Here is a 25,947-nt window from a genome sequence, read left to right as displayed (position 1 = left end):
TAAACCGACTAACACTAATTAAAAATCAATCAATTAGCTTTTAGCTTTATGCATTTTGCGTTCGGCTTTCATTTATCAGGCTTTTGCCAGCCAGGCAAGAAATTGGGAAGCCTTGCCTTTGCTTACCACAATCCTTTCGCTGAATGTAATGTTGAGGTTGAGAGACAGTTTGCGGGAAAAAAAACTGGAAACATCAATAATAGCTTTCCTGCTAATTAAAAACTGACGGTTAGCCCTGAAAAAGTAGCTTCCACATGTTTTTTCCAGTTCATCTAAATTTTTGTTAGGATAAAAGACCTTACCTGAAAAGGTTAATAAATGCGAAACTTCGTTTGAAAGGTGGATCAATGCGATATCATCTAATTTTATAGGAATGATCTTATCCTGGTGATAAACTAATACCGAAGAAGGCTTGGTGGTTTCCTTTTTGGTCAGCAGTTCCATAAGCACTTCATACTGCGGTGGCTGAGGTGTTTGAAATACTTTTTTCAGCTGCCCGTAACGTTCCAGCGCCTGCTGAAGCGTTTGCGTTGTAAACGGTTTTAAGATATAATCTATTCCGTTTGCCTTAAATGCATCCAACGCATATTCATCGTATGCTGTACAAAAAATCACAGGAACATCAATAGGTATTGCAGCAAATATCTCGAAACTCAACCCGTCTCCCAGTTGAATATCACTGAATATCAGATCCACCCCGTTACCTCCCGCAAAATAAGAAACGGCTTCTTTTACAGAATGAAGCTGTACTACAGTTACCGGTTCACTGATCAGTTGTGTTATACTCAGTTCCAGGTCATCGGCTACTACAGGCTCATCCTCTATGATCGCTATATTCATCATTTAACAATTTGATACTTACGGAAAATGTGTCTTTACTTTCACTGATTATAACTTCATCGCCCGATAACAGGTTGTACCGTTCGGCAAGGTTTGCAAGCCCATGGTGAGTTGAAGTTACGTTAAGATTTTTCTTCTTAAGCGTATTGGATACAATTATCCTCTCTTCCGAACAAAAAATGTTTACAACAAGCGGCGACTGTTGGGTTAGCTCATTATGCTTGATCGCGTTTTCCAGAAGGGGCTGTAATGAAAAGGATGGCAGGTAATGATCATTCAATAGATTGAGCGGTAAGTCAATATTACAATTTAATGCCGAACCAAACCTGATTTTTTGCATTTCGAGGTAATCAAGCAACAAGGCCAGCTCATCTGCAAGGCTCGAGGTCTTTGCAGCATGATTATAAACAGAAGCCCTGAGAAAGTTAGCCAGGTGAACAATATAATTATCCCCGGCACCTGGATCTTTCCGGTAAAGTGCCTTGAGTGTGTTAAGCGCGTTAAACAGGAAGTGAGGATGAATTTGTTGTTTTAAAAGCAGGTTTGTAGCTTCGGCATGAGCGGCTTTGATCTGGGAAAGTTCAAGATCTGCATGAGACTTATCAGCCTGTAGAATCACAAAGTCCTGAAGCAGGATAATAACGGTATTAACAAGGATGCTGGAAATAAAGAATATCACCAGAAAAACCGGGAAAGGGTATAACCGACCTTTATGTTCAAAATAATCAAACGCAGGTGCCAGCATCAGGTATATAGTGGCGCTTGCTGCATAGGTAAAAAAATAACGGTAGCGTTTAAATGCTTTCCCCTTGAAGCTATAGCTACGTGCCAACAAAATCAGGATCCTGACATTTACAAAAGCTACTGAGCCTATTCCCAGCGCAGTCATACCCATATAAAACACCTTATATATAGGAGTCTCGTCCAGCAAAAAAATAAAATACAGCGATATGATCGCGGTAAAAGTAAATACAAGCAGCCAGTTAAGCCGAATAAGGCTTTTAATTGGTAATGGAGACGGCATATTACTCAAAGATAACTAATAGGCAACAAGCACTGTATCAATTTGCCACCGAAGCGGGCAAAAAGGAACCTCAAGAGACTTTTAAACGGTTTAATGGAATTGTTTTGTTACAAACGCACTCAAATGCAAAAGGCTTCATATTATCCTCATTTATGATGCGTATCTTTGTTTAACATTATTTAACTATCATTCGCTTGGAGTTTCGGGTTTGCTTTCTTTTATTTATAAGCGTAATGCTGGCATTGTTATCCCCAACTAAAATCCGCAGAATATTATTTATCTGCCTGTTTATCTTTATTTTACCTTCGGCCCTATCGGCTCAAAATCTTTTTTTACAAAAGGTAGAGATGTGTAATATCACCAATTATTGCATGGACTGCGGTGATGTTAAGGCCAGCTGCGACCAGCTTGCCATCGATTTTGTATCTGCACGGATCAATAACCGCTACCTTTTAAAAGATGCCACCGGCTCAATAACGTTCCAGGTTTTGGTTGATGAACGTGGTTTTAGTTGCGTGCTCAGCCATAACGATGCTACCAAAAGCGCCCTCACCAATGAGTTGATCACCTATCTTAATGGCTGTATCTGGAAACCGGCTATACTAAATGGCAAACCGGTAGCCACTTCAGTAAACGTTATTTTCCGTTTTATAAGCGGAGGTGTTTATGGCCAGGTTCAAAGAATGGACCTTGCCGAGATGAAACCGCCGGGCGATCCGATAATTTATAATAAGATTGTAACTTACTCCAATCCGTCGTTAAAAAACTACGATTTTACAACCTGGACAAAATACAACTCGCCTTTGGTTGATAACATCAGCAAATCAGCTGCAATGGATCAATCAGACCTTTTATGGTATGCTACCGAAAAGGGCATGACCCGCTTTGAAGGAACAACGTTTATACCGGTTAATGAATACAACTCGCCATTTCCGTCAGATGCCAACATCAAAGAGGTAACGATCGACAGGGATAACAACAAATGGGTTTATTACGATAATAAAATATTCATGTATGGCAGTGGCGGCTGGCAGCTGTTCGACTTTAAACAGTTTTTGGCAGGCGGCGTTAACCAGGTACTGAACAGTCGTAACGGTGAGTTATTATTTACTACACAAAACGGTTTGGTTGTAAAAAGGAAAGACAAAGTAGTTGTAATCAACAAAAAATCGATGCCCGAAATGCCATCAAGCAATGTGCTTTTTGCCTATGTAGATAGTCAGAAACGACTTTGGATAGGTACCTCAAAAGGCACTATCATGATTGACAAAAGCGTTATTACCTCATTTAACAGTCTCAATAATACCCCGCTAAAAAATGCAACCATTTCGGGCGCGGTAGAAGATGAAAAAGGAAATGTTTACTTCTCGCTGGTTGATTGCGAAAAGCAAGCCGGCGAAAGCGATAGTGATAAAGAAGGCATAGCGGTATTAAAGTTTAACGGCAATTGGCTTCACTATAACGATAAAAACTCGGGCATGCCTGCCAACCATGTTAATACGATGTTATACGACAAGTTTGAGCATGTTTTATGGCTGGGCACAGATGAATCGGGCATTGCCAGGTTTGACCTGAATAATGGCTGGGAAAACTACCACAACAACAACTCGCCGCTGCCTGGCTTTACCATTTACCAGATAGTACAGGATTCAAAAGGTGTTATTTACGCCACTACTGCCAATGGCTTGTTAAGGATCAGGAAAAAGGCGGGGGCGTAGGGTTATATTAACTGCCTATCCCCTTCTCCTCATTTGCCACACCTATTTTTTGTTTCTTGATAATTTTTTATCATTGATAACCCAAATCATTATTGTCTGCTAAAACTACTTTTATCTACAGGCTAAAAAACAACGCCCCGGATCTCATCCCGGGGCGTTTCATAGTATAGTGATATACTAATCAACTAAATCTCAATTTATCATTGAGAACCGGTTGGCTGTTTTTTCGGAGATTTTAGTTCACTCTTCTGAAATCAATATTGGTGATCTTGACCCCGGTTGTGCCCAGCGTTGAACCTCCCGAACGGATCAACACATAAGCAGTACCACTTGTAGGGAATGATACTACATTACCGCTACCCGCACATGATATTGATGATAATAAGCCGTTGAAAGGTGATTTACCGCAACCATTCCAGGTATTAAGCGCTATGCGGGTACCACCATCAGCATAATCACTTGCTTCAGAAGGTACCGCCTGGCCAACATAAACCTCAAACCAGCAATCGGTAGCACCTGAACCGGCTACTGTCATATCGATTTTATATTTTTTGTTCGCCCTTACTTCCACAGGTTGAACAATACCCTGCTGCCCCCAGTTACCACCGGTTGCCAGCACGCTACCATCAGTATTTACCTTAAAGGTTACACCATCACCACGGTGATAAATTTGCCATTTGGTATTATCTATCAAATTGGTTTTAGGCGTAATAGCGTCAATAAGGTCTGCTGCACTGAAGTAAATGATAGCCTTGTTCATATCGGTATTTACTTCCTGTTTTGACGAATTTGCAATTTTAACACCGAGGGCAACGACTTTGCCATCATATTTGTTAAGGCTGGCAATTTTTATTTTAGGTGTGATGCTGCCTTTCATGATGTTATTATTAAACGCTACTGTATCCTTAGCGTCCAACGTATAATCGGCCGGATCAAGTACTACGGTATTGGCCGGCAATGTACCGGCAGTAATTAAACCGGCAATAGCGCTGTTATCGGCACTTACATCAACGGTTAACGTTTCAAAATTTGATTCGCCACCACGATATACCGGGATAGAAAAATTCACCGTACTTTTTGCGCTGTCAACCTTAAGCGAACTTCCGGCCATTACATCAACCAGGCCATTTGGCTTTTCAGAATCGGGCAGGTAAACTTTCACATCAGGGTTTGACTTCACCCCATTAAGGTGCTCCTGTTTGCAACCTGCAACTCCCAGCAACAGGCATGCTACCGAAAGCTTTACTAATGATGCATTAATTTTCATGAAAATATTTTTTACATTATTAATTTAAATCATTTAACAGCCCATCACCCCGCTTTGAGGGTGATGGAAAGCTTGTATTTACCAGCCCGGATTTTGTGTCCAGCCTGTTTTTGAAATTTCGGACTGAGGGATAGGGTACCATTCCATTTTAGTGGTAAACACCCTGTCTTCCAGTTTTTTTACAGTATAAACACCGGCAGATGTAATATCAATACGGTTTATAGGCTTACTAAAGTAGCTTACACCTTTTTTCCACCTGCGTACATCCCACAGGCGGTTGTTTTCAAAACTAAGCTCAACATTACGCTCATGTTCAATAGCCTGCTGGTTTAACTGCGCTGCTGTAAGTGCCGGCATTTGAACACGTTGTCTTACTTTGTTAATCGCCTGCAGAGCTGTCATACCATAGCCCTGCGGATCAGCATCTGGCCCGTAAGCATTGAACATCGCTTCGGCATAGCTTAGCAAAATATCGGCATACCTGAAATATACCCACGCATGATTGGTAGTTGTGTTGTTGATCAGGTCAACAGACTGATTAATCCACTTTGACAGATAGTATCCTGTTTTAGTAGCATTTTGCTTAGGCAAACCACTGTTACCACCAAAATAAGTCTGGATAGTAGTTGATTTGAACGATGCTCCATTGTATACTACAGTTGCTGCAAAGCGCGGATCGCGGTTAGTATATGGAGCAGCGGCATGGGCCGGGTTATTCCAATCAAACGGAACCGATCCTGTGATTGTACTTCCCGATTTAATAAGTACCTCATAATCACTAACCAGGTTTTCGGCCGGCGTTACGCTGTTACCGTTACTATTTTGAAATACAATAGGGTAATTATTGTATTCGATAGCATTCGCTGCACCGTAGCGACGATAAAAAATCACCTCGCCCGATGTAGTGTTATTTGCGCCAAACAAATTTGAATAATTGGCATCAAGTGAATAACTGCCCAAAGCGATAACATCATGCGCAGCAGCGGCAGCCTGTGCCCAGGTTGTACTTGAGCCATTTGCGGTAAACAGCGGGCTTGCACCGTAAAGCAATGCTTTTGCTTTTAACGCTTTGATAGCGCCGTTAGTAACCCGGCCGGCATCATACCACGAATACGGCGAAAGGTTAGCCGGAATAATAGCAGCAGCCTTATCACATAATGAAGCAATGTATTTGATACATTCATCAACCGAGTTACGCTGTACGTTTTTCCATGAGTTGGGATCATTATAATCAAGCGGCTGCTCAAAAATAGGCACACCACCATAACGCTTTACCAACTCAAAATAAAAGTAAGCTTTTAAAAACAGCGCCTCGCCTTCCATAAACTTAACGTTATTGCGGGCGTTGTAATAAGTAGTTGAATCGGTTGATGTGATTTTATCTTTAATGTAATTGATATCAACCGTACCCTTGTTTTTCAGATAGAGGTTTGCCTGACGGATACCATCGAAGTTAGCAGCCCAAACATTGTCGGGGTTAGTATATTGGTTCCATGTACCGTAGTTAAAAAGCTGTGCCCGTTCAACCGAGTTGGTAGCTTCCGCTTCATCAGTAGCTGTTTCCAGATCAAGATTGGCGAAACCATCGGGCAGGTAGCTGTAGGTATTCCACATCTGCTGCTGTACATAGGTATAATTTGAGTATAGCTTATCGGTGGTAATATCGGCCTTAATGGTCTGTACTTCCAGGTAGTCATGTTTACATGATGAGTAAAGCAGCGTACCCAGCGCCAGCATTGTTATTATATATCGATTTCTTTTCATTTCCTTGTAATCAAATAATTAATACTACAATTTCACTTTCATGCCAAATGTTACTGCTTTTACTAAAGGATACCCCATTGAAAGGCGCTCGGCTTCAAGATCCTGTATCTTATCCCATGTAAACAGGTTGGTACCATTCACAAAAACCCTTACCGCATCAAGCTTTCTTAAAAACCCACGCCGAGGCAGAGTATATCCCAGTTCAACACTGCGTAGTTTCAGGAAATTGCCATTACGCATCCAGAAATCAGATTGCTGATCATTGTTAGGATTTGCAAGCGTTGATAAACGCGGCGAAGTAGCAGTAGCGGCATTTTGAGGCGTCCAGCTATTTGCCGAAAACTCAGAGATGTTATTATTGAATACAAATGGGTGTGTATAGGTATAAGCATCATCAAGCAAGCTAACAGTGCGGTGCAGTACACCCTGCAGGTAAGCATCAAAATCAAAACCTGCATATTTAAAACCAAGATTAAAGCCTAAAGTGATCTCAGGCAGTTTCGCATAGTTCATCGGCACTTTGTCATAGTCGTTGATGATACCGTTGCCATCCTGATCTTTGAATTTCAAATCGCCTGGTTTAACATTGGTATATGACGACGCTACTATCCCTGGTTTAAGGTTTCCGCTGGCATCAAAATCCGATTGCTGGTAAAAGCCTGTATATACCAGGCCTTTCATCTGGCCGATAGGATAACCCTGGGTATACAGGTAGTTAAATGGCTGAGGGTTTTCTGAGCGCTTAACTATTTTGTTACGGGCGTAAGCAACTGAGCCACCTACATAATATTTGAATTTATTATCGTTTTGCTCATACTTTAATGATGCTTCCAACCCTTTGTTATGTACCTCGCCGGTATTGGCATATTGCAGGTTAAAGCCTGTATAATCAGGCACTCCTGATGATGGGATTTCGAGGATGCCAGTACGTTTTTCGGTAAATACATCTAACGTACCCGAAAGGTTTTTCCACAAGGTGAAGTCTAACCCAATGTTAAGGGTTGTTTTTTTCTCCCAGGCAAAATCAAGGTTAGCAAAAGGGCCTTCAGTTAGGCCACCATGCGCAGTATTGCCTGTACCTGTGATCCAACCTGGCGCACCAACTGCAAACTGCTGGTACAAAAAGCGATAAGCTTCATTGATGTTACCAACAGTACCGTATGACGCACGAACCTTCAGGAAGTTAATGGTTGAATTATCCTTCAGGAAATCTTCCTTTGAAGCTATCCAGCCCAAACCTACGGCCGGGAACCAACCATAACGATGACCGGGGCCAAAATCGGCAGATCCGCTGTATGAGCCAGAAAGGTCAACGATGTACTTTTTATCATAATCATAAGTTACATTGCCGGCAATGCCCTGCGTACGTACCTGGTAAACTATACCATCATGCGTATAACCCTGCCTGCGTGCCTGGATCATACCTGTAAAGGTTGATTTGCCAAAAGTACGGTCGTAATCAAAACCCATCCTTACTGTGGTACGGTTCCAGTGTGCACCGCCACCATCGCTGCTCGACTGGCTGATGGGCGTTACCGGGGTTGAACCATAAATGGCCTTGCCCTGCGCGTCCTGACCGGTAATTTCGTAAGAGTTTACCGAGAATTGTTTCTGGTAGATCCCCACATACTGGTTGGCAAAGGATACTTCGCCTTTAAGGTCGAGACCTTTGGTCAGCTTATCCAGCTTTTGCACAAAGCTGAAATTGGTTTGCAGGTTACGGGTATGCGACTGGTAAACACCATTTTGCTGTAAAAGCTGAATGGGGTTAAATTTATATACCGAGCTGTTGCCCCAGGTACCATTAGGGTTTTTAACCGGAAAAGCAGCAGCCGGGATAGCCATAATGTTGTTGAACACCTGGGCAGCCGTGAAGCCTGAAGGCGTGTTCCTATCTTCGGTAATACCACTGATATTGGCTGTTACCACCAGGTTTTTATCGAGTTGCAACTCGATATTTGCCCTGAGATTTAACTTGGTGTATTTGGCATTGGTACCAAAGTCCTTGTCAATGACATCGGCGTTTTTGTACAAGCCTTCAAAGTTGGTGTAGTTCATCAGCACGAAGAATTTGGCCGTGTTATTACCGCCACGGAAACCGAAGTTGTAATCCTGGATAGCCGAAGTTTTCTTCAGCAACTCATCGTACCAGTTCACATTTGGGTGAAAAGGATCATTGGCTGCTTTATACAGCTCAGGATTTGCATATTTAATTGGCAAACCGTCGTTAGTTAGTGCATTGTTATAGTTTGTGGTATAACCATAAGCGTCCATCACCTTAGGCAAGTCGATAGGGCTTAGTATACCATACTTACCATTTACAAATACCTGCGTTTTATTCAGCACAGCACCTTTTTTAGTGCGGATACTTAACACGCCCGAGCCGCCTTCCAATCCGTAAACTGTCAGTGCAGCCGCATCTTTCAATAAGGTAACCGATTCAATTTCATAAGCCGAAAGGCCGCTAATAGCGCCCATATCAACCTGGAAACCATCGAGGTAAATCAATACCTGGTTACCCTGAAGGTTCCAGCTGCTTACACCTCTCATGTAAAAGGTAGGGTTATCATAACCGGGCTCGCCTGATCCGGTAACCACCGTTAAACCGGGGATACGGCCCTGCAGCGTATTAAGCAGGTTGCCCGAGGTCATACGGGTCAGGTCTTCGCCCGAGAGGGTAAAAACTGCGCCGGTGTTGCGCCATGATTTATCTATCCTTAAGCCCCCGTCGACAAAGTCTTTATAAGAGCTTGCTTTTTTTATGGTATCGGCTGGTGCCGTACCTGCGGTTTGGGCGTTTGCCGCCGAAAAACTGCAGAACGCAAGCATCCAGGCCAAAAAGTTTTTATAATCTTTTTTCATTGTTCTTCACTAATTGTTAATGTGTAAAAGCCTATTACCAACCTGGATTTTGTCCGTCCCAGCTACTATTGCCTAAATACCTTAAACTGATTTCGGTACTTGGAAATGGCACATAGTAATACCTGGCGGGGAACACCCTTGTAACAAATGGAACAGTTGTCCATGTGCGTTTTAATTGTCCGCCAACGTTCCTGGCAGTTGTCTGGATACCGTGTAACACCGTATTCAAAACAGTTTTGGCTTTTAACCAGCGGTTCAGGTCGTTATAGCGATGTCCTTCGTAAGCAAACTCAATGGTTTCCTCATTCTGAACCGCGTCCCTGAACGCATCAATAGTGGCCGGATTTTTATCAGGCATCCCGGCACGTTGCCTGATCTTGTTCAGATAAGTTGCAGCTTCTGCGCTTGGGCCCTGGTATTCGTTAAGCGCTTCAGCATAACCAAGGTAAAACTCGGCAAGGCGAAACACCGGCCATGCAAAATGGTTATCGGTCATGTTATCAACCCTTGCAACAAATTTGTAGGTTTCGGTAGCATAACCATCAACACCGGCATCGCTGCTGGCCAGGTTACCATCGGTACTGTAGTCGCCTTTTTTGTAATAGGCAAGAATGCCGCGCTGGCTACTATAGTATTTACCATCATAAGCAATAGTTTGGTAAAAACGTGGGTCGAGGTTCCAGGCTGCAACATCAACCGGTAAATCTGAACCGCTTGCAGGCATTGTCCATTTGGTACCATCAATTTTTTCATATTGCTGAATGAACTCAATAGGAACGTTGTTTTTAACGCCCCACTGCGCCAAACGTAGCTTTGATGAAAGGTACTGGCCCCAGGCCGAACCATCGCCCCAGCCACCTCCGGCACCCGGAACCTGGTTTGAGGTATTAACTAAAATCAGTTCCTGGTTGGCGAACACATTCCATACCGATTCATAATCGCCTAAGGTGGCATAAGTTTCGCCGGTTGTGAGCGGATGACCGGTATTAAATAATGAAACACCGCCTGCTGCTGCGTTGTCTATTACATCCTTAGCAGCTTTGGCAGCTTTATTCCATCGTTCTTTATCATAGCTGGCATAAGCCAATACCGTATCGCGGCTGTCATTAAACCTTGCACCTGATACCTCCCCTTTCATACTGGCAGGTGTGTTGTAAAGCGGGCTTGCAGCATAAAGCAATATCCTTGCTTTTAAAGCCATGGCAGCCAATTTGGTAACGCGGCCAAAATCAGCAGTCGGGCGGGTAGCCGGCAACATAGCAACAGCCTGATCACACCATTTAACTACGCTATCAACAACCGATTGTACCGAACTGCGTGGGATAGCTATTTTTACAGTACCGTCAAGGGCTTTGTTCACGATAGGCACACCGCCATAATACCTGAATAACTCATAGTGTTGCATAGCACGGCAAAACAAAGCCTGGCCTTTAACGTCGGTTTTCCATGCGTTATCAGCATCGGCTACCTTATCAATATTTTTCAATACCAGGTTAGCTTGCCTGATGCCCTTATAGTGCCAGTAAAAACCGGCGCCGTTATCCTGGCCAAAGCCGTAATCGCAATTATTATCGGCACTCATGTTACCGGTAATATATGAGCCGGTGTTAATGGTATTTGAAGCCCAGTCATAAGCCGGATGGATGATATAAAGTTGATCGGTAAGCGCTTCGGGACGGCAACCATCATACGTTTCTGGAAAATACCCTCTAACGCATAACATATACATTTGCGCCACCGCATATTGTGCCTGGTTGCGGGTATCAAAAATGGTATCAACTGTTACCGCACCACCTTTAGGCTTTTCAAGAAAAGTTTTTTTACAGCTTGTTGAAAGCATACCGCCTATGAAACAAGCCACAAGCAGTAAAATAATATTTGTTCTTTTCATCATTGCTATATCTTATGATTAAAAATTAACATTAACGCCTACGTTATAGGTACGGGTAAGCGGATAACCGATGTAACCCAGGTTTTCAGGATCGCCCCAGATCTTGTTTGGCGACCATGTGTACAGGTTATATCCGTTGATATAAAAACGAGCCGAACGGACACCTATCTTTTTCAAAAGCTCGGGCTTAAGCGTATAGCCTATCTCGGCGTTTTTAAGCCTTACAAAAGCTGTACTTTTCAAAAAGAACGTATTGTAGGCTGCATCCTGGTTATAAGCAGCAATAGGGAAATCAATCCGATCGCCATGATCATAACGGTCCTGGGTGTACCTGTTCAAATCCACATCAAACAGTGATTGTTGTTTGTTGAAGTGAAGTTCCTGCATAGCATATTTAGCCACACCTGATTGCCCCTGAAACAAGGCTGAAAAATCAAAGCCATGAAAGCTAAAGCCAAATGATACACCGTAGCTTAAGGTAGGCAGGTCGGTTTTGCCAGAGCGTACATAATCCTTTTCGTTAATAACACCATCACCGTTAACGTCTTTTAACCTAACCTCCCCCGGTTGTAAAGGAGCGCCGGCGTAACCCAAATCTTTTTGATAAACCGGGTTACCTGCGGCGTTGTTATATGGTTTACCATCGGCACCAACTGCCAGCACAGGCTGCGAAAGTATTGGGTTACCGTTACCATCAATGTTGTATAACTGCGACCATGAGGTGTAAAGTCCATCTGCCTGTAAGTAAGAGCCCTGATTAATAGGTCTGCCGGTAGCTGCCTGGTACTCTAAACCCGGCGCAATGGCTTCATCTTTAAAGAGGATTTTATTATGGTTGGTTGAGGCGTTACCTTTTACCCACCAGGTAAATTTACCCGGAGCACTGGTGTAACTCAATTCAATTTCGTCGCCCCAGTTTTTTACTTCGCCCAGGTTATACGGAGGCAGGGTTGCCTGCACTATGCCCGGTACGCTTCCTTTATATGAAAGGATGTTTTTACGATGCTCGTTGTAGTGATCATAAATAAGCGAAAGGCGATCATTAAACAGGTGGGTTTCTAAACCTATGTTTGATTTTGTTGCTGTTTCCCATGTTACATCAGGGTTACCCAATACGTTTTCCCGTGCGCCCTGGATCCTGTTACGATCATTAAGGGTACCAAATGTATAACCGCCGCCTGCATTGTAGCCGTTAACATACTGCCATGTATCAGGCAAATACAGGTAACGGGCTGATGTTGAGGTACCTGGAATATTGATACCGTCATTACCTACTTTACCTAATGACCCGCGGATTTTTAAATAAGTAACATAATCCTGCTTAGGGAAGAAAGATTCATTACTGGCGAGCCACCCTAATGAATAAGCCGGCAAGAAACCGAACCTTTTACCTTCAGGAAAGTTTTCCGAACCGTTATAACCCATGTTATATTCGGCCAAATAACGATCTGCATAATTATAAGTCACCCTGCCCGATACGCCTTCATAAGCGTGCGGAAGATCGTATAACAAATTCGGATCATATTTTTTCTCGGCGTTGGCCAAAATCAAAGCGGTAACGGTGTGCTTTTTAGCAAATACACGGTTATAATTGATCGAAAACTCGCCGTATACTTTACGCCATTTATCGGTGTAAAAATCTGTCCAGCGTGCAGGTGCAACGTCATTTGTTAACTGCACCAGGATAGGATCGAGTTTGTTACCGTTAGGATTTGGACGCAGACCGTATAACAGCGGAGTGTACTTACCGCCGGTGCGGCTTTGGAAATAGCTATCGTAAGCACCGCGTGCGTTTACCGATAAACCGGGCGTAATGTCGTCCAGTTTATAGCTTAACTTGATAGCCGAGTTTAAAGTACTGTTGGTTGTAATATTATAGTTGTTGCTGTTAGCGATAGCATACAGGGGGTTAAGCTGATCGTTTTGATTAGAGAAAGGCACCACAAACTTACCGTTGATAATACCAGGAGAGCCAAGCGGCGATGACCACAAGATCCTTTTTTCCCAGGTGTAACCATCATTGTCCATACCGGTAATGGTTACGTATTGGGTAGATACATCCACCGATACCCTGAAATCGGAGTTCACATCAAAATCGAGGTTGGAGCGCAGGTTATAACGTTTCTTCTTAAACTGCATCTCATCCGAAAAAGGCATGTAATCGGTATTGAATAAACCGCCCTGTGCCAAATAACCTAATGAAACAAAGTATTTGGTTGCCTTGGTACCACCTGTAATGTTGGCGTTTACCTGTGTTTGTGGCGCAAACTTATTAAAGATCTGTTTTTTCCAGTCCTGATCAGGGTGGCCATACGGATCATAATAAGGGTTTGCCTGCCCGTTAATAGTTGGCGTATGCGCGTTTTGATAATACTTCAAATCTTCGGGCGAGTAATATATAGTAGCATCCTTGATCCAGTTTGCATCACGTTTGGTCACAAAATCGTTCCAGGTTTTCACGTCGGCATCTCTTGAATGCTGGATCCAGTAGTTTTCATAGCTCTGCTCGTTTAACAAAGTAGCATACTGGTATGAGTTAACAAAATTTGGCATGCTCGAAAACTGTGACAATGCCGTTTGGAAAGTAGCACTAACTTTAGGAGCTCCTTCTTTACCACGCTTTGTAGTGATCAGGATAACACCATTTGCACCACGTACACCGTATACCGCTGTGGCCGAAGCATCTTTCAGGATACTGATGGATTCAACCTCATTAGGGTCGATATCATTATAGCTGTCGCGGGCGATACCGTCAACCATAATCAGCGGAGCGGTTTGACCGGTATAAGTACCCACACCACGCACATAAAGCGTAGCGCCGTCATCACCCGGCTTACCGCTGGTTTGCGTTACCGTTAAGCCCGATAAGCGACCGGCCAGCGCATTACTCAGGTTCGCAACCGGCGACTGCACCAGGTCTTTGGTGCCAATTGATGTAATAGCGCCGGTTACGGTTTCTTTTCTTTGTACGCCGTAGGCAACAACAACAACCTCGGTAAGGTCTTGCGGGGCGTCTTCAAGTGTAATACTTACTTCCGAACGGCCATTAAGGGCAATTTCTTTAGTTCTGAAACCTACAAATGAAAATACAAGAGTAGCGTTAGCATCTGTAACGTTAATAGCATAATTACCATTTAAATCGGTTATGGCTGCGGCGGCAGAACCTTTTTGTTTAACAGTTACACCAGGTAAGGGTAACCCCTTACTGTCAACAACCTTGCCGCTGATCTTTTTAGGGGCATTGCTCTCTGCCGCTGTTTTTTTACGGATAAGAATTGTTTTGTTGTCGATGGTATAAGTTAACGACTGATTGCTTAAACAAAGGTCCATGACCTGGTTTATAGTAGCGTTGGTCAAATCAACAGTTACCGGTTTAGCCAACTTAATATCTTCAGAATTGTACAGAAAATCATAATTGGTTTGATTTCTGATCTCTTCAAAGACTTCTTTTAAAGTTGTTTGTTTAACCTTTAAAGTAACCTTCTGTGCATAAGTTGCGGCAGACACCTGTAAGAAGGTAACTGTTAGCAAAATAAGTGTCAGTTTCATAATAAGCACAGGTTTATATAGGCGCCCACGATGTTTGCCGCAAGTAAATGCAGTAAAATTTTTATACATTTGAATGTCAGTTTATTAATAAGTGGTTGTAATCGCTGCAATTAGTTTTACTATCTGGCATTGCCATAACACGGCTTAGGTCAGGGGCGGTCCGAAACGCTCCTGGCTTTATTTTTTATGCTGATAGATAATTGGTTGGGATAGTTGAGAACGTAGATTTATTGCATAACGGTGATCCTCCTTCCTGTAATTTTAAAATGCACGTTACTTATTTGTTCGAGGTTTTTAAGCAGATCTGTTATACTTTTTGAGCGGGTAAACGTACCGCCGAAACGCTGGTTAATAAAGTTACCCTGGTACTCAATATCTACATCGTACCAGCGGGATACCTTCTTCATGATATTTACGATATTATCATCATCAAACATGAAATAGCCGTTTTTCCAGGCCATTGCCTCGTTGATGTTTGCTTTTGAAACTGTAATGGCGTTAGCATTGCTTCCTACCACCGCCTGCTGGCCCGGTTTCAGCATAGCCAGGCTACCGTTTTTACTGATCTGTACCGAACCTTCAAGCAGTGTGGTAGTCAAATCATTATCGTCGGTATAGGCCGAGATATTGAAATGCGTTCCCAACACTTTTACCTGTACGCTGTTCATCTCTACATAAAAAGGCTTGTCTTTATTTTTAGCCACTTCAAAGTAGGCTTCACCGGTGAGTTTTACAGTACGGCTATTACCTGTAAATTCGGTAGGGTAACTTAATGATGATGATGAGTTTAGCCATACTTGTGTACCATCGGGCAGCACCACCTGGTACTGCCCCCCCGGCGGGATGGTGAGTGTATTGTATAAAACAGTGTTAACCCCCGCGTGGGTGGCATTTGGCAGCACGTCATAAACCAGTTTGCCATTGGCAACTTTATTTACCTGGCTTTTCCCGAGATTGGCAACGGCACCGTTAGCCACACTATCCAGTACGATACTTTTACCGCTTGCCAATGTAAGTATGGCTTTATTGCTGCCCGGTACAATTTTGGCATTGGTATTGGCTGCTATGTTATTTTTAACAGCGCCCGTTTTTTGCCGTTGTACAAAGTAAACCCCAACGGTTCCAAAAATTAAAACTGCAGCTGCAATTTTCAGCCAACCACTGTATAATTTAAAAATATTGTTTTTAGGGATAACAGGTACAACCGGTGTAACAGTATCCCTGAATCTTGAATCAGCTTTAATATCAGCCAATACTTTTTGTGCGCGGTCATTATCAAATTCAGGGGCACCATCAAGGTTCAGGATATCTTCATCAACAGTGCTCAATATCTCGCCGGGATTGTTGTTCAAATAGTTGAGCAACTCCTCGCGGTCGGTATCGTTTATAGCATTGTTAAAATACTGTTCAAGTAAACTCCTGAGCCTTTCGTTATTCATGTTTTTGGTTTATATACAAATTCCCCGGAGAAGGGCATTTGTGTATAGAACACACAACTCAAAGCATAGGACTACCTGTAATTGAAATATTTTTAAAAAATGTATAAATTCTCTCTTTTCGAGGAATCACATCAGGCTTCCGGAATATCTTATGTTTAAACATAAAGGGATATCCAATTAATTCATATATTTGAATAATCATTGATAAGTCAAGTATATGTCAACAATAAATCAACCTTTAAAACTGCTCATGAACCTTGCTAAAATACAGGCAGTGATCTCCCGAAAATTTGATGGCCTGACTGTACATGGGATAGGTTTTAACGATTTTCTGATCCTTCATCTTTTGCAGCAAGCGCCCGGCGGCCAATTACGCCGTACAGAACTGGCCGAGAAAATAGGCCTTACCGCATCAGGTATCACACGCCTGTTATTACCAATGGAAAAAACAGGATTGGTGACACGGGGCGCCAACGAGCGGGATGCAAGGGTAAGTTATGCCAAACTAACGCATGCAGGCAAAACAATTTATGAGGAAGCTTTGCCATCGGCCAGCGCAATTTCCGAAGATATTATTCCTGACGAATACCTGAAAAAATCTCCTCCTGTCGCCGATTTATTGTTAATGCTTGGCGGAAATATAAGATGATATAAACATTATGAAATTTTCTACTTTGTTCCCACCGCACAGGAAAGACGCGGTTGAAGCAGCCTTACTTGCCGCTTTTGGTACTACTGTTATTGATAATGTGACAACACTTGCCGGCGGTCTTTCTTCGGCGCATACCTATCAGTTAACAGTGGATGGCCAAATGTATGTTTTAAAGCTGTCGCCCCCCAATTTAAGCGCTACTAACTTATTGCTTGCCGCTAATGCCAATATTGCCCCAGCATTGCATTATCAGGATACCCTAACCGGAATTACCATCAGCGATTACATAGAAAGCCAGCCCGTGCGCGCTGTTTTTACGCCGGATAAGCTGATCTCTGAGATTGCGGCTATAGTCAAAGCTATTCATTTGATACCATCGGGCGTAGATGGGGCACCGCTGTTTGAAACAGTTGATTCACTGATCAGCCAGTTTAAACAAAAAAAAATATTGTCAGGACCAGTATTCGATGAATGTTTTGTCAATTACGCTATACTTAAAAGTCGTATCGTACTAACCGATTCGGATAGGGTGTTCAGTCATAATGACCTCAATCCTAATAATATTTTATGTGATGGTAAACGGATGTGGATCATTGATTGGGATGCAGCCCATTTAAACGACCGCTATATCGACCTCGCAAATCTGGCCAATTTTTTTGTCCACACAGACGAACAGGAACAAATGTTTTTATCGGCCTATTTTGATGGCGATGTAAACGAATACAAAAAAGCACGATTTTTTACCATGCGGCAGGTTTGCCGGATTGTTTACTCGATGCTGATGTTTCAATTGGCAGCACAGCATAAACCAACAAACTATGAACATGATCAAAAAATGGAAGGAATTGATTTGCAACTATTTTTTGGACTAATGGGCAAAGGAGAAATATCCCTGGCTAATTATGATGGCCAATTAATGTATGGAAAAGCATTGCTGAATACTGCGGTTAATCAAATGCGTTCGGTACGTTGGGCTACTTCACTGGCCCAATTCGCGCAACAACCAGTAACCGATAAATAAATTGGCCTTTTAAACAAAGCGCATTCGACCTTTTAAACAAACCTGCCTGTAGCTATTTGAGGCAACTTTGCACTATAAATTTTAATGCAATGACAACAACAAATTCAAACAGCAATACACAGGTACTGGTAACCGGCGGCTCGGGCTTTATAGCAGTGCACTGTATCCTGCAACTTATTGAAGCAGGTTATAAGGTAAAAACAACCGTACGTTCACTAAACCGCGAAACTGAAGTACGAGATATGCTCAAAACAGGCGGCGTTGAAGCGGGCGACCGCCTATCATTCATAGCCGCCAATCTGGCTGCGGATGCAAACTGGGCGGAAGCTGTAAAAGACTGTACCTATGTTTTGCATGTAGCATCCCCTACCCCGCTAAAGGGTTATAAACATGAAGATGAAATGATTATACCTGCCCGAGAGGGTGTATTACGGGTGCTGACAGCAGCCAGAGATGCAGGTGTTAAACGGGTTGTATTTACCTCGGCATTTGGCGCGGTTGGCTTTGGACACAAAGGACGTACTACCCCATTTAATGAAACCGACTGGACACCAATAAACGATAGCATACCGGCCTATCAAAAATCAAAAACACTATCAGAACAGGCTGCATGGAAGTTCATTGAAACTGAAGGCCAGGGCCTGGAAATGGTTACGGTAAACCCCGTTGCAGTTGCAGGCCCGGTTTTAGGTCCCGATTATTCGCATTCTATTCAGTTGGTGCAAAACATGTTGTTTGGCAAACTAAAAGGCACTCCGCGTATCAATACCGGCCTGGTTGATGTACGTGACGTGGCCGACCTGCATTTACGCGCCATGACCAACCCGGCTGCGAAAGGTCAGCGTTTTTTGGCTATTTCGGGTGAAAGCTTATGGATGATTGACATAGCCAAAATTCTGAAGCGCCGCATGGGTAATTATGCAGAAAAAGTTAAAGCTCAAAATGTGCCTAACTGGTTAGTACGTTTAACTGCGCTTTGGAACCCAACCGCAAAAGCTATTATCCCGATGCTCGACCAAAACATGAACGCTACCAGCGAGAAAGCCCAACGCATGCTCGGCTGGTCGCCACGATCTGCAGAAGAAGCGATTGTTGCAACTGCCGAAAGCCTGATACAATTGGGAATAATTAAATAATTATTTTTACACAAATGGAACAACCGGGAGCAGCCAGCAGGTCAATGGTATTCGTATCCTGTAAGCGGGAAAAGCATTACAGTCGCGAAGTGATCCTTCCGTGGCATGCATTAGTATGTGTAATATCGGGCGAAATGAGGATTGCTTCGGCCGACCGGCAATTTATTTTCCATGCCGGGGATATTGTTCTGCTGCCTCGCAACCAGTTGGGCAGGATGAGCAAGGTGCCTTTAAACGGAGAGCTTTTTAAATCGATATCCATTTGTTTTCCGCAGGAGACACTACAGCGGTATTACGCAACACTTCCGCAGGTTCATGTTACCCCGGTTCCACCGGATGTTAAATACTTCAATCAGCATCCGTTACTTGAGAGCCTGTTTGGATCTTTAATGCCCTATTTTGAAGTGGCTGATGATCTGCCTGAAGAAATAGCGAACATCAAAATAACTGAAGCCATTGCTGTATTACGATCTATTGATAAATCGGTTGATAATTTGCTGGGACATTTTGAAGGCCCCGGTAAAATTGACCTGTTGGATTTTATGGAGAAGAATTATATGTTTAATCTCACCGCTGCGCGGTTCGGCTATCTAACGGGCAGGAGTTTAACTACCTTTAAACGTGATTTTAAAAAAGTATTTGGTAACACACCCGAAAAGTGGCTCACTCAAAAGCGTCTCCAAACCGCCCACTATCAAATAGTTGAACAAAACCGCAAACCATCCGAAGTTTACTTTGAATTAGGCTTTGAGAACCTATCGCATTTTTCATACGCTTTTAAAAAGCAGTTTGGGTATAATCCAACGCTTTCAAAAAGTAAACGTGAGATAAGTGAAACGCAAAATTGATGTATACAATTTGCTCTGGCTCGCATTGTCATAAACTAACCCTTCATTTGTCACCTTTAGCCCTCTTTTAAAACAACATTTACAATTATGTTTGTTATGTAATCTGGCATTTTCAAATGCTATATTTAAACAAACTAACCATATGATACTCCAAAACAAAAATGCCGTTGTATATGGCGCAGGCGGTTCGTTGGGCGGCGCAGTGGCAAAAGCATTAGCAGCCGCCGGTGCAAAAGTGTTTTTAACCGGCCCCGACCAGGAATCTATCCAAAAGGTAGCAGACGAAATTATTGCTTTGGGTGGCTTAGCCGAAACAGCTATAGTAGATGCATTTGACGAGGCGGCAATCAATCAGCATTTGCAGCAAATGATAAACAGCGTCGGAGCAGTTGATATTTCCTTTAACGCTGTCGGGGTTGATGTGGTGCAAAACGTTCCGCTTACCGAAATATCAGCCGAAGATTTTGTGAAACCTATTACCCTCACCATGCAAACCCGCTTCATGACGGCAATAGCAGCCGCCAGGGTGATGATGAAGCAAAAATCGGGAGTAATTTTATCACTTACGGCTACTCCTGCGGGTATAGGTTATCCGCTTACAGGAGGCTTTGGGCCGGCTTGCAGTGGAGTTGAAAGTTTTTCGCGTACGCTGGCCTCCGAGCTCGGGGTTTATGGTATCCGTGTAGTTAACATCCGCTCAGGCGGTTCACCTGATTCGCGGGTGTTTAAAAGTGCTATTGATGCCATGCCCGATGTTATGGACCCTATCATCAAAAAAATGGAGGCCGATACCATGCTTAAGAAGCTTCCTCTGATGGCTGATATTGCCAATACAGCCGTTTTCCTGGCATCAAACCTGGCTGGCCAAATTACAGGCGTAACCATCGATGTAACCGGAGGCACAACGGCAGCGTTAAATTACAGGGTAAACAGACTTGATTGAAAAAAGGTTAGGTGGGGTTTGCCTTTAGTTGATCCAGAAGAACAAGGCAAGCATAAAAATAAGATCGGAGTATTGCAGTTGCGATTTGAGGGTTTTCAAGGCCTCAACCATATGATTTTTTACCGTATTTGGCGAGATCTGTAACTGATCGGCAATTTCTTTATGAGTAAGGTGCTCTACCCTGCTCAGCCTGAAAATCAATTGCTGCTGCCGCGGAAGCTTGTTAATAATCCGTTCGGTAAATTGCTCCAGATCGCTTACCAGTAAATCTTCTTCGGTATCGTTATGAACGGTAGCTATATGGTTAACCAGCTTATCAGAAAACTCGCGCGACTGGCATATCTGCCTTAATGAGTTTAGTGACAAACGTTTTGCGATAACATAAAGGTATAGCCAGATATCGCCCAGGGCATTCAGTTTTTCGCGGCTGGTCCAAAGGTTTATAAAACACTCCTGCACAATTTCCTCGCTCTGTTGCGCATCCTTCAAAAACCGAAATGCCAGCCGGTAAACTTTGCTGCTATACGCTTCATAAATCAAATCGAAAGCGGCCTCATCACCCGCTATCAATTGTTGGATATGATTGCTGTTAATACTCTTACCCACTGTAGTTTAATTATAATTGGTGAGATAAAAGTAAAAAGTAAATTTTAATTTAACACAGCAAAAACATGATAATAAATTGAAGTAGTGCTGTTGTAGTGGTACTTTTTTAACAAAGCCAGATGCTTTTATAACTGACAATCAATGCTTAAGGTGTAAAAACTACACCATATAGTATGTGATCTTTTTTGCCCGAAAACAGCAATTTGTGGAAAACTTATAACGAAGCCAAATTAATTTTATTGCATCAAACCTGAAATAACGCCAGCTTTCAGGTAACATACAGATTTGTAGCCACGTTCGCCATGTCCTGTTTTTCAATCATATTATTAATCGCCCTCATTTGTTTATGTTTACAAATATTTACCAACTGTTAAACAACATGGAATTTTTATCACTTGAGCCTTTCGTTCCCTCCGGCAGCGACTTTGAAAGCTCTAAACAACTTTTCCAGGAGCTGGGATTTAAAATCAATTGGGATTCGGGCGATTATATAGGATTTCAAAAAGATAGTTGCCGCTTTATCCTGCAACGTTACGATCAACCGGGGTTTGCACAGAACTTTATGTTGAGCGTAAAAGTGAGCGATGTGGCAGCTTTCAGACAAATGGTTATAGATAAGCAATTACCTCAACGCCTTAAGATACGGATAAGCGAAATCACACAAGAATCCTACGGTAAAGAGTTTAATATTATAGATATTGCTGGCGTTTGCTGGCACTTTGTAGAACAATAGTTCCATCTGCATATAATTTCATCTTCACAATAACTTCTCTCTGTTCAATTATTGTATACGGGCTGTGCTATTAATCAAAAACAAAATTGTACAATAATGTGAAAACGATTGAAAAACACAATACAAGCAACTAACAAACAAATAATTAACCAACATCACATATTTCTCACTTTCTCCTGATTAGCTATCGGCACCGGCCATTATCCCTTACCAATATAGCTTTTAGCTATATATTAGTAGTGATCTAAATCTAACCTAAATGGCCAAAACGCTTTTATATATTGATGACAATCAGATAGATATTGCCATTATTAAAGGAATGCAGGACAAATACCCTGCATTTGATTCTGTTACATACAGCACTGATGCGGAATATTCTATCCGCTACATCAGGGAACATTTACAAAATGAGGATGAGCTTCCTGATGTTATCTTTCTTGATATTTATATGAACCCCTTCAGCGGATGGGAATTCCTGGATGAATTTACCAAAATCCATCACCTGATCAGGAAAACTATTGACATTTATATCGTTACCTTCTCGATACTTCCCAAAGATCTGATGCGTTCAAGGCAGTACCAACACGTAAAATCATATTACACTAAACCCGTTACCCGAGAAACTTTTACCAGTTTCAGGGCGATTAATTGACGGCTGAAATTGACAACCTACTTTCCGCTCATAAAACCTATCGACTTTGCCTCAGCTTGTTTGGTAACTACACCTTCAATATAAAGCTGGCCGTCTTTAATTTTATAGTCGAGGGTACGGTCATCAACTTTGTACTCATCGTCTTTAAAAAGCTCTTTTAGTTTGTTTAGTAATTCCTTACGATCAAATACCGGGCTGAGGCTTAACAGATCATCAACAGGAGTAAGCACAATGCCATCCACTTTGTACGAAAATATTTTAGATTCCATTGGATAAAGATAGGCCATTAGGCCGAGCATCGGCAAAATAACATCTTATACTTTCCTTTTATATACTTTGGCAAACCCATTGCCGCTTTTGTAAATTCCGTTCACCGGGTATACCTGCTTTGGTTTGTTAGCAGATGTATCATTAACGCCTTTATCTATCGCACCATAAGCGGCCGGAATCCATTCCAGCTTTAGTTTACCTGAGTTATTCATAGCGCTGTCCAAATAAACATAAATTTACAAAACCCAGGCCATTAATATCCTATACAAACTAAATACACAGTTTTATGCCAATGCATCGGCAGCAAAATGGCGGCAAACTTTCACTTCCTTCACAGCGTCTGATCCTTCAGGAATCTTATACTCCAATTCAATAGTGGCCGGAAATTTATAATGGTTGTTTTTAAGCAGTTGCAACACTTCCTTTATCGGGGTATCACCTTGCCCCCATGGTTGGTTGGGGCCATCATGAAACTTGCGGTCTTTGATATGCATGCTGGTTATGCGGTCGTGATATTTTTCAATAAATGGCACCGGGCTGCTGCTGGTACCTGCAACGTAGTGGCCAATATCAAGATTGATACCGTTATATTTTGACTGGCTTAAGGCGGTATCCCAAAGCGTTGGGGTGGCCTGTGTGTGGGCATGGTAGCCTACCATCATTTTGTGTTTAGCAGCAATATCACCGAGACGTTTGGTTTGCGCCTCATCGGACAGTTCAACCGTTACATGATTTACGCCAAGAGCTTTCCCTGCATTAAAAGCATAATCTATTTCGGCATCAGTGTTTTTAGGGCCAAGGGCATTGGGCTTCCAGGCATAAATGTTTACCCCAGCATCATGGTACATTTTCCTGATCTCCTTAAACTTATCCATCGAAGCAGAGGCACGCCATTCGGCCATTTTTTTACCAAATGCAGCCCAATCTTCATTAGCCTCACGTTTGGGGGCACCCGCATAAACTTCGGCGGCATCACCCATGAGTTCAATGGCGTTGATATTACAGTCGATACAATACTTCAGCAAATCATCAATAGCACCGGGCATACTCCTGAACGAGTAAGTGATCACCCCTATTTGTACACCGTTAATAAGCGAGCTGGGTTTGTCGGAACCACTTGCTATCACACCTGCAAATGACGATTTTGAAAACGCCAAAAATCCGGCTGCTGCAAGCGTTGCGCTACCGATAAACCTGCGCCTTGATAAGTTATACTGTTTCATGATGGTATAGGAAATACATTGGTTTATACCAAAGTTATCAATTAATTGATGCCAGCAAATTGTGTATTAAAACTGTTACTAACCAAAGTTAATTTGTATCATTTTACATTGCGATACCGTAATATAAAGTAAACCTTATGGTATGAAAAAGCTGTTTTTATTTGGCGTACTCGCCGTTTTGCTAAGCTGTAAAAAAGATAAAACCCCTAATAATGATCAGTTAATTGGCAGGTGGGAATATCGCGGCACCGATTGTTATTGTGAACCGCCCAAAGATCTGTCTGCCGTACAAGCCGGTAATGGCAATATTATTGTTTTTACAGCCGATACCTACAAACGGATGCACAAGGATACCCTGATAAAAAGCGGTAACTACCGTACCCGCAGATATGATAATGCGCATGAACAGATCATGTTCGACAATGATACCTCAGCCAATAGTATTACTTTTTTTAAGATAGAAGGCAAAATACTCACCTTTTATGGCACAGTCCCTCTCGCAGCCGATGGGCCCGAAGACCACTACGAGCGGTTATAACATTATGCTACCGGCCAGTGAAAACATAACAGGTACCCATCAGGATCAAGCAAATAGATGGCCTTCCAGCCGTAACCGGTAATTTGAGGCTCTTTAAGGTGCATGCCTCTGCTTAATAAATAGCCATATAGCTCATCAATATCGGGATAGCCGAAATAAAGAGAGGTGTCGGCATGAGCGGCTATCCGTTGTTCATTGGGTTCCGGAGGCCTGTTTTCCTTTTCGTACGCGGTATTGAGCATTAGTTCTATACTGTTTAGCTTCAATAAAACCCAATCCATGTCGTCTCCATTGCCCGAGGCTTGTATAACCTCAAAGCCCAGCACATTACGGTAAAATTTTAAAGCAGCAGGCATATCAAAAACCTGGAGCAGAGGGGCCATTCCCTGCATTTGTTTTGCGAGGATATTCATCTATCTATGAAGCTTATGTTTCATATAAAGGTATACATTCTACCTGCACGAAAACGAACGATCCATGTGTCAAAATGATGCAAATGCGAAAGGCAGTATTAAATTAAAATATTGACAATCAATAATATAAATACATGGCACTTAATTTGAGTTCTTATAAAAGATTATTATATATATTATGAAACACGGCAAGCATTTGGAAAGGCGAACTTTCAACCAGGACCGTTTTGAAATACTTATTAAGCGGCAAAAAAATGGTATCGCCACCTTTAACGAACTCACCGAACTGGATGAGATTGTAAACCGTGACCCCGAGATCCGTGAAATTGTTTTGGAGGAAATGCAGGATGCAGATAACCCGAAGCCTCCGGATGATGATCAAATTCAAATTATTCAAAAAACTGTCAGAAAAAGCTTTTTTGAAAAAATAAAGGCATTCATCAACCGGCTGTTTATTAACCAGGGGCCCCAACTAAATCCTGCTGTTATTGCATAAAACTTTACAAAACCGGTAAAATTATAAGTGGTACAAAAATAAAACCGGAACAATCTTTATAG

Annotated in this window: 23 protein-coding genes; 10 read left to right on the top strand and 13 right to left on the bottom strand. The window is 42.5% G+C overall.

Going from position 1 to position 25,947, the window contains the following annotated elements:
* Positions 1 to 75 precede the first annotated feature (75 nt).
* A complete protein-coding gene (locus AC59JO_RS13060) occupies positions 76 to 840 on the bottom strand; it encodes a LytR/AlgR family response regulator transcription factor (RefSeq protein WP_497305779.1) in 765 nt (254 codons plus the stop codon).
* Complete coding sequence (locus tag AC59JO_RS13055; RefSeq protein WP_413666623.1) at positions 815 to 1,864, bottom strand: sensor histidine kinase; 1,050 nt, start codon at positions 1,862 to 1,864, stop codon at positions 815 to 817. The genes AC59JO_RS13060 and AC59JO_RS13055 overlap by 26 nt, the downstream gene beginning before the upstream one ends.
* A 347-nt stretch (positions 1,865 to 2,211) precedes the next feature.
* On the opposite strand from AC59JO_RS13055, the gene AC59JO_RS13050 reads away from it, so the two are divergent.
* Positions 2,212 to 3,582 (top strand): ligand-binding sensor domain-containing protein, encoded by a 1,371-nt coding sequence (locus AC59JO_RS13050; RefSeq protein WP_497305777.1) that lies wholly within the window; start codon positions 2,212 to 2,214, stop codon positions 3,580 to 3,582.
* Between the two features lie 235 nt (positions 3,583 to 3,817).
* Here AC59JO_RS13050 and AC59JO_RS13045 read toward each other — a convergent pair whose 3' ends face one another.
* From AC59JO_RS13045 to AC59JO_RS13020, 6 genes are all read right to left on the bottom strand, one after another.
* On the bottom strand, positions 3,818 to 4,849 hold the full coding sequence (locus tag AC59JO_RS13045) for a DUF1735 domain-containing protein (RefSeq protein ID WP_497305775.1): 1,032 nt from the start codon (positions 4,847 to 4,849) through the stop codon (positions 3,818 to 3,820).
* A 78-nt stretch (positions 4,850 to 4,927) separates the two neighbouring features.
* On the bottom strand, positions 4,928 to 6,613 hold the full coding sequence (locus AC59JO_RS13040; protein WP_497305773.1) for a RagB/SusD family nutrient uptake outer membrane protein: 1,686 nt from the start codon (positions 6,611 to 6,613) through the stop codon (positions 4,928 to 4,930).
* Positions 6,614 to 6,637: 24 nt separating this feature from the next.
* Positions 6,638 to 9,475: a SusC/RagA family TonB-linked outer membrane protein gene (locus AC59JO_RS13035; RefSeq protein WP_497305771.1), complete on the bottom strand. Its 2,838-nt coding sequence runs from the start codon at positions 9,473 to 9,475 to the stop codon at positions 6,638 to 6,640.
* A 34-nt stretch (positions 9,476 to 9,509) separates the two neighbouring features.
* A complete protein-coding gene (locus tag AC59JO_RS13030) occupies positions 9,510 to 11,369 on the bottom strand; it encodes a RagB/SusD family nutrient uptake outer membrane protein (RefSeq protein ID WP_413666618.1) in 1,860 nt (619 codons plus the stop codon).
* A 15-nt stretch (positions 11,370 to 11,384) separates the two neighbouring features.
* Positions 11,385 to 14,915 (bottom strand): TonB-dependent receptor, encoded by a 3,531-nt coding sequence (locus AC59JO_RS13025; RefSeq protein ID WP_497305768.1) that lies wholly within the window; start codon positions 14,913 to 14,915, stop codon positions 11,385 to 11,387.
* A gap of 227 nt (positions 14,916 to 15,142) precedes the next feature.
* Entirely contained in the window at positions 15,143 to 16,354 is a 1,212-nt protein-coding gene (locus AC59JO_RS13020; protein ID WP_497305766.1) for a FecR family protein, read from the bottom strand.
* A 217-nt stretch (positions 16,355 to 16,571) separates the two neighbouring features.
* Here AC59JO_RS13020 and AC59JO_RS13015 point away from each other — a divergent pair, with 217 nt between their 5' ends.
* The 5 genes from AC59JO_RS13015 to AC59JO_RS12995 all read left to right on the top strand — a co-directional run bounded on the left by AC59JO_RS13015 (position 16,572) and on the right by AC59JO_RS12995 (position 20,954).
* Positions 16,572 to 17,003 (top strand): MarR family winged helix-turn-helix transcriptional regulator, encoded by a 432-nt coding sequence (locus AC59JO_RS13015; protein ID WP_413666615.1) that lies wholly within the window; start codon positions 16,572 to 16,574, stop codon positions 17,001 to 17,003.
* 10 nt (positions 17,004 to 17,013) lie between these two features.
* On the top strand, positions 17,014 to 18,027 hold the full coding sequence (locus AC59JO_RS13010) for a phosphotransferase (RefSeq protein ID WP_497305764.1): 1,014 nt from the start codon (positions 17,014 to 17,016) through the stop codon (positions 18,025 to 18,027).
* Positions 18,028 to 18,116: 89 nt separating this feature from the next.
* On the top strand, positions 18,117 to 19,163 hold the full coding sequence (locus AC59JO_RS13005; protein ID WP_497305762.1) for an SDR family oxidoreductase: 1,047 nt from the start codon (positions 18,117 to 18,119) through the stop codon (positions 19,161 to 19,163).
* Positions 19,164 to 19,177: 14 nt separating this feature from the next.
* On the top strand, positions 19,178 to 20,011 hold the full coding sequence (locus AC59JO_RS13000; RefSeq protein WP_497305760.1) for a helix-turn-helix domain-containing protein: 834 nt from the start codon (positions 19,178 to 19,180) through the stop codon (positions 20,009 to 20,011).
* Between the two features lie 142 nt (positions 20,012 to 20,153).
* Positions 20,154 to 20,954, top strand: coding sequence for an SDR family NAD(P)-dependent oxidoreductase (locus AC59JO_RS12995; protein ID WP_497305758.1), 801 nt, complete (start codon positions 20,154 to 20,156; stop codon positions 20,952 to 20,954).
* A 24-nt stretch (positions 20,955 to 20,978) separates the two neighbouring features.
* Here the strand turns inward: AC59JO_RS12995 and AC59JO_RS12990 are convergent, their stop codons facing one another.
* Complete coding sequence (locus AC59JO_RS12990; RefSeq protein WP_497305756.1) at positions 20,979 to 21,560, bottom strand: RNA polymerase sigma factor; 582 nt, start codon at positions 21,558 to 21,560, stop codon at positions 20,979 to 20,981.
* Positions 21,561 to 21,939: 379 nt separating this feature from the next.
* Here AC59JO_RS12990 and AC59JO_RS12985 point away from each other — a divergent pair, with 379 nt between their 5' ends.
* Complete coding sequence (locus AC59JO_RS12985) at positions 21,940 to 22,293, top strand: VOC family protein (protein ID WP_413666609.1); 354 nt, start codon at positions 21,940 to 21,942, stop codon at positions 22,291 to 22,293.
* 259 nt (positions 22,294 to 22,552) lie between these two features.
* Positions 22,553 to 22,945, top strand: coding sequence for a response regulator (locus tag AC59JO_RS12980; protein ID WP_413666608.1), 393 nt, complete (start codon positions 22,553 to 22,555; stop codon positions 22,943 to 22,945).
* A gap of 17 nt (positions 22,946 to 22,962) precedes the next feature.
* Here AC59JO_RS12980 and AC59JO_RS12975 read toward each other — a convergent pair whose 3' ends face one another.
* The 3 genes from AC59JO_RS12975 to AC59JO_RS12965 form a co-directional block, all read right to left on the bottom strand.
* Complete coding sequence (locus AC59JO_RS12975) at positions 22,963 to 23,214, bottom strand: hypothetical protein (protein ID WP_413666607.1); 252 nt, start codon at positions 23,212 to 23,214, stop codon at positions 22,963 to 22,965.
* Positions 23,215 to 23,259: 45 nt separating this feature from the next.
* Positions 23,260 to 23,427 (bottom strand): hypothetical protein, encoded by a 168-nt coding sequence (locus AC59JO_RS12970; RefSeq protein ID WP_413666606.1) that lies wholly within the window; start codon positions 23,425 to 23,427, stop codon positions 23,260 to 23,262.
* A 72-nt stretch (positions 23,428 to 23,499) separates the two neighbouring features.
* Entirely contained in the window at positions 23,500 to 24,438 is a 939-nt protein-coding gene (locus AC59JO_RS12965; RefSeq protein ID WP_497305753.1) for a sugar phosphate isomerase/epimerase family protein, read from the bottom strand.
* Between the two features lie 142 nt (positions 24,439 to 24,580).
* On the opposite strand from AC59JO_RS12965, the gene AC59JO_RS12960 reads away from it, so the two are divergent.
* Entirely contained in the window at positions 24,581 to 24,976 is a 396-nt protein-coding gene (locus tag AC59JO_RS12960) for a hypothetical protein (protein WP_413666604.1), read from the top strand.
* Positions 24,977 to 24,978: 2 nt separating this feature from the next.
* Here the strand turns inward: AC59JO_RS12960 and AC59JO_RS12955 are convergent, their stop codons facing one another.
* Complete coding sequence (locus AC59JO_RS12955; protein ID WP_413666603.1) at positions 24,979 to 25,389, bottom strand: VOC family protein; 411 nt, start codon at positions 25,387 to 25,389, stop codon at positions 24,979 to 24,981.
* Between the two features lie 178 nt (positions 25,390 to 25,567).
* Here AC59JO_RS12955 and AC59JO_RS12950 point away from each other — a divergent pair, with 178 nt between their 5' ends.
* A complete protein-coding gene (locus AC59JO_RS12950) occupies positions 25,568 to 25,885 on the top strand; it encodes a hypothetical protein (protein WP_413666602.1) in 318 nt (105 codons plus the stop codon).
* Positions 25,886 to 25,947: the final 62 nt, after the last annotated feature.

This window comes from Mucilaginibacter sp. A5337 (genome assembly GCF_059690695.1).
The sequence above is the reverse complement of the archived record's forward strand: the minus strand, read 5'-3'. Positions and strand labels throughout refer to the sequence as shown.

Bases quoted from the DNA above. Each gene is read 5' to 3' on its own strand.
- AC59JO_RS12960 (WP_413666604.1), top strand. From the start codon at position 24,581: ATGAAAAAGCTGTTTTTATTTGGCGTACTCGCCGTTTTGCTAAGCTGT.
- AC59JO_RS12980 (WP_413666608.1), top strand. From the start codon at position 22,553: ATGGCCAAAACGCTTTTATATATTGATGACAATCAGATAGATATTGCC.
- AC59JO_RS13055 (WP_413666623.1), bottom strand. From the start codon at position 1,864: ATGCCGTCTCCATTACCAATTAAAAGCCTTATTCGGCTTAACTGGCTG.
- AC59JO_RS13010 (WP_497305764.1), top strand. From the start codon at position 17,014: ATGAAATTTTCTACTTTGTTCCCACCGCACAGGAAAGACGCGGTTGAA.
- AC59JO_RS13015 (WP_413666615.1), top strand. From the start codon at position 16,572: ATGTCAACAATAAATCAACCTTTAAAACTGCTCATGAACCTTGCTAAA.
- AC59JO_RS12950 (WP_413666602.1), top strand. From the start codon at position 25,568: ATGAAACACGGCAAGCATTTGGAAAGGCGAACTTTCAACCAGGACCGT.
- AC59JO_RS13000 (WP_497305760.1), top strand. From the start codon at position 19,178: ATGGAACAACCGGGAGCAGCCAGCAGGTCAATGGTATTCGTATCCTGT.
- AC59JO_RS13005 (WP_497305762.1), top strand. From the start codon at position 18,117: ATGACAACAACAAATTCAAACAGCAATACACAGGTACTGGTAACCGGC.
- AC59JO_RS13030 (WP_413666618.1), bottom strand. From the start codon at position 11,369: ATGATGAAAAGAACAAATATTATTTTACTGCTTGTGGCTTGTTTCATA.
- AC59JO_RS13040 (WP_497305773.1), bottom strand. From the start codon at position 6,613: ATGAAAAGAAATCGATATATAATAACAATGCTGGCGCTGGGTACGCTG.
- AC59JO_RS12985 (WP_413666609.1), top strand. From the start codon at position 21,940: ATGGAATTTTTATCACTTGAGCCTTTCGTTCCCTCCGGCAGCGACTTT.
- AC59JO_RS12955 (WP_413666603.1), bottom strand. From the start codon at position 25,389: ATGAATATCCTCGCAAAACAAATGCAGGGAATGGCCCCTCTGCTCCAG.
- AC59JO_RS13060 (WP_497305779.1), bottom strand. From the start codon at position 840: ATGAATATAGCGATCATAGAGGATGAGCCTGTAGTAGCCGATGACCTG.
- AC59JO_RS12965 (WP_497305753.1), bottom strand. From the start codon at position 24,438: ATGAAACAGTATAACTTATCAAGGCGCAGGTTTATCGGTAGCGCAACG.
- AC59JO_RS12975 (WP_413666607.1), bottom strand. From the start codon at position 23,214: ATGGAATCTAAAATATTTTCGTACAAAGTGGATGGCATTGTGCTTACT.
- AC59JO_RS13045 (WP_497305775.1), bottom strand. From the start codon at position 4,849: ATGAAAATTAATGCATCATTAGTAAAGCTTTCGGTAGCATGCCTGTTG.
- AC59JO_RS13035 (WP_497305771.1), bottom strand. From the start codon at position 9,475: ATGAAAAAAGATTATAAAAACTTTTTGGCCTGGATGCTTGCGTTCTGC.
- AC59JO_RS13025 (WP_497305768.1), bottom strand. From the start codon at position 14,915: ATGAAACTGACACTTATTTTGCTAACAGTTACCTTCTTACAGGTGTCT.
- AC59JO_RS13050 (WP_497305777.1), top strand. From the start codon at position 2,212: ATGTGTAATATCACCAATTATTGCATGGACTGCGGTGATGTTAAGGCC.
- AC59JO_RS12970 (WP_413666606.1), bottom strand. From the start codon at position 23,427: ATGAATAACTCAGGTAAACTAAAGCTGGAATGGATTCCGGCCGCTTAT.
- AC59JO_RS12995 (WP_497305758.1), top strand. From the start codon at position 20,154: ATGATACTCCAAAACAAAAATGCCGTTGTATATGGCGCAGGCGGTTCG.
- AC59JO_RS13020 (WP_497305766.1), bottom strand. From the start codon at position 16,354: ATGAATAACGAAAGGCTCAGGAGTTTACTTGAACAGTATTTTAACAAT.